2 protein-coding genes and 1 pseudogene are annotated in these 3103 nt (G+C 73.5%); 2 read left to right on the top strand and 1 reads right to left on the bottom strand.

Annotated elements, in window-relative coordinates; all coding sequences use genetic code 11:
- Positions 1-306 (bottom strand): annotated as a pseudogene (locus tag AB6N23_RS17915) (hypothetical protein); the annotation flags it as partial.
- 201 nt (positions 307-507) lie between these two features.
- On the opposite strand from AB6N23_RS17915, the gene rfbB reads away from it, so the two are divergent.
- Together rfbB and AB6N23_RS17905 are read left to right on the top strand one after the other, a co-directional pair.
- The gene (gene rfbB, locus AB6N23_RS17910) at positions 508-1503 is read left to right on the top strand and encodes a dTDP-glucose 4,6-dehydratase (RefSeq protein WP_412867321.1); all 996 of its coding nucleotides are present in this window, start codon (positions 508-510) and stop codon (positions 1501-1503) included.
- Between the two features lie 133 nt (positions 1504-1636).
- Entirely contained in the window at positions 1637-2902 is a 1266-nt protein-coding gene (locus tag AB6N23_RS17905) for an LCP family protein (protein ID WP_412867320.1), read from the top strand.
- Positions 2903-3103 lie beyond the last annotated feature (201 nt).

Genomic DNA, 3103 nt, shown 5'->3' with positions numbered 1-3103 from the left:
CTCCGGGGCGGTGCGGCGCGCGTCCGGGGCCGGGGACGCCGCGTCCGGCGCGGCGGACGCCTGCGCGGGCGCGGCCACCTCGACGGGGAGCTCGTCGACGACGAGCTCGTCCGCGGGCGGCGCGTCCGGTGCGGCGACCACGGCGCCCGCCGCCGTCGCGGCCGCACCCGTCACCGTCGCACCCGTCGCACCGGGACGCGCATGCGCGGGCGCACCCGCCGCGGCCCCCGCACCCGGGCCGACCACCAGCGCCATCGCCGCGGACGCCGCCACCAGGCCGGCCGTCCCGCTCCACCGTCGCACCATGCACCCCCTCGTCGCAGACCGCTGCACCCCGCGGTCTCCCGCAGGCGAGTGGACCAGCGGGCGCCCCCGGGGTCAAGGACCCCGGCCGTCCACGGACGCGGGCCGCCCGCGCGCGCGGACCGGCGGGCGGGGACGCGCCGTCGCGCCCGGGCGGCGCAGGCTAGGCTTGCTGGTCGACCACCGACCCGGAGGAATCCCCCCATGCGCATGCTCGTCACCGGCGGCGCCGGCTTCATCGGCGCCAACTTCGTGCACCAGACGGTCCGGGAGCGTCCCGACGTGCACGTCACCGTGCTGGACGCGCTGACGTACGCGGGCGACGAGCGCAGCCTCGACCCCGTCGACGGCAAGGTGGTCCTCGCCAAGGGCGACATCGCCGACCCGGACGTCGTCGACAGCCTGGTGAAGGACGTCGACCTCGTCGTCCACTTCGCCGCCGAGTCGCACAACGACAACTCGCTGCACGACCCGTGGCCGTTCGTCCGCACCAACGTCATCGGCACGTACCAGCTCCTCGAGGCGGTCCGCCGCCACGACGTGCGCTTCCACCACATCTCGACGGACGAGGTCTACGGCGACCTGGAGCTCGACGACCCGGCGAAGTTCACGCCGGACACGCCCTACAACCCGTCGAGCCCGTACTCGTCGACCAAGGCGTCGTCGGACCTCCTGGTCCGCGCGTGGGCGCGCAGCTTCGGCGTGCGCGCGACGATCTCGAACTGCTCGAACAACTACGGGCCGTTCCAGCACGTCGAGAAGTTCATCCCGCGCCAGATCACCAACGTGATCGACGGCGTGCGGCCCAAGCTCTACGGCACGGGCGAGAACGTCCGCGACTGGATCCACGTCGAGGACCACAACAGCGCGGTGTGGTCGATCATCGAGAAGGGCCGCCTCGGCGAGACCTACCTCATCGGTGCCGACGGCGAGAAGGACAACAAGACCGTCATCGAGCTCATCCTCGAGCTCATGGGTCAGCCGTCCGACGCCTACGACCACGTCAACGACCGCCCGGGCCACGACCTGCGCTACGCGATCGACGCGACGAAGCTGCGCACCGAGCTCGGCTGGGAGCCGCGGTACACCACGTTCCGCGACGGCCTGGCGGCGACCATCGACTGGTACCGCGCGCACGAGGCGTGGTGGCGGCCGCAGAAGGACGCCACCGAGGCGAGGTACGCCGTCCTGGGCCGCTGACCCGGTCGACGAGCCGGACCGCCGCCCGCGCCCCGGCGCGGGAGGCGGTCGTCCCGGCATCTGCACAGATCATTCACGGCGCCGCTGCCCCGGCTCCCCCGCTCGGTGCGGGCGCGCTCCTACCATCTGACACGTGACCTCCCGCCACGCCGCTCCTCGACGCCGTCGTGCGCCCCGGCACGCACGCGACCTCCGCTCGCACGGCGTGCTGCGCGGCGTCGCGCTCGCGGTGACGACCGTCCTCGTCTTCGGCGCCGCCGGCGGCGTGGCGGTCGCGGCGCGGCTGAACAGCAACGTCGACACCGTGAGCCTCGACGGCCTCGTGGCGGCGGCCCCGACGCCGACCGAGCCGCCCGACCCCACGGACGCACGTGCCGGCGAGCCCGTCAACGTCCTCATCCTCGGGTCCGACCAGCGCGACGGCGAGAACGAGGCGATCGGCGGGGCGGTCGCCGGGATGCGGTCGGACACGACGATCCTCATGCACGTGTCCGCGGACCGCACCCGCGTCGAGCTCGTGTCGATCCCGCGCGACTCCCTCGTCGACATCCCGACGTGCACCATGTCGGACGGCACCACGACGAAGGCCCGCAAGGGCATGTTCAACGACGCCTTCGCGGTCGGGTACGACAACGGCGGCGACATCGCCTCCGCCGCGGCCTGCACGTGGAGCACGGTGGTCCAGAACACCGGTGTGCCGCTCACGCACTTCGTGGTCGTCGACTTCGCCGGGTTCCAGAGCATGATCAACGCCGTCGGCGGCGTCGAGATGTGCATCGAGAACGACATCAAGGACAAGTACACGGGCCTCGACATCACCGCGGGCCTGCACCGCCTCGACGGCGTCACGGCCCTGCAGTACGCGCGGGCCCGGCACGGCACGGGCCTCGACGGGTCCGACATCATGCGCGCCGGCCGCCAGCAGCAGCTCATCGCGAACCTCGCCAACGAGGTGCTGTCGAAGAACGTGCTCACCGACGCGCCGCAGCTGCTGCAGTTCCTCAGCGCCGCGACGCAGTCCCTCACGACCGACGTGACCATGGGTGACCTCACGGGCCTCGCCTTCAGCCTGCGCAGCATCGACCGCGCGAACATCGTGCTGACGACGGTGCCGTGGGCACCCGCGCGCACCGACCCGAACCGCGTGGAGTGGACGGCGGCGGCCGACGAGCTGTGGGCCAACATCGCCTCCGACGTGCCGATGCTCGGCGCACCGACGCCCGAGCCGACGCCGACGACCGCCCCGCCGCAGGCCGGCGCACCCGCCGACCCGGCCGCTCCCGCCGCCCCCGCGGACGCCGGGACCGGTGAGGCGCCCGTCGCCGCGCCCGAGCCGACGCCCACGAAGACGCCCGGTCGGGAGGCGTTCACCGCCGCCGACGTCACGTCGAGCTGCTGAGGCGCCGTGGCACCCCGCGACCGGTCGGACGACACCCCGCCGCCGAGCTTCAGCCCGTCGGGCGGCCGCGCGCGCCCGGAGGCGTCGGACGCACGCGTCGTCGGTGCGGACGGCGCGCCGCGACGCACCGGCTCCCCGCAGCGCCCGCCCTGGCACTTATAAACAAATACCAGCCCACCAGACACATAAACCGCACTCGTA

The organism is Cellulomonas pasadenensis, assembly GCF_047229365.1.
Lineage (GTDB): Bacteria > Actinomycetota > Actinomycetes > Actinomycetales > Cellulomonadaceae > Cellulomonas.
This window is presented reverse-complemented; position numbering and strand designations above follow the sequence as displayed.

Bases quoted from the DNA above. Each gene is read 5' to 3' on its own strand.
- rfbB (WP_412867321.1), top strand. From the start codon at position 508: ATGCGCATGCTCGTCACCGGCGGCGCCGGCTTCATCGGCGCCAACTTC.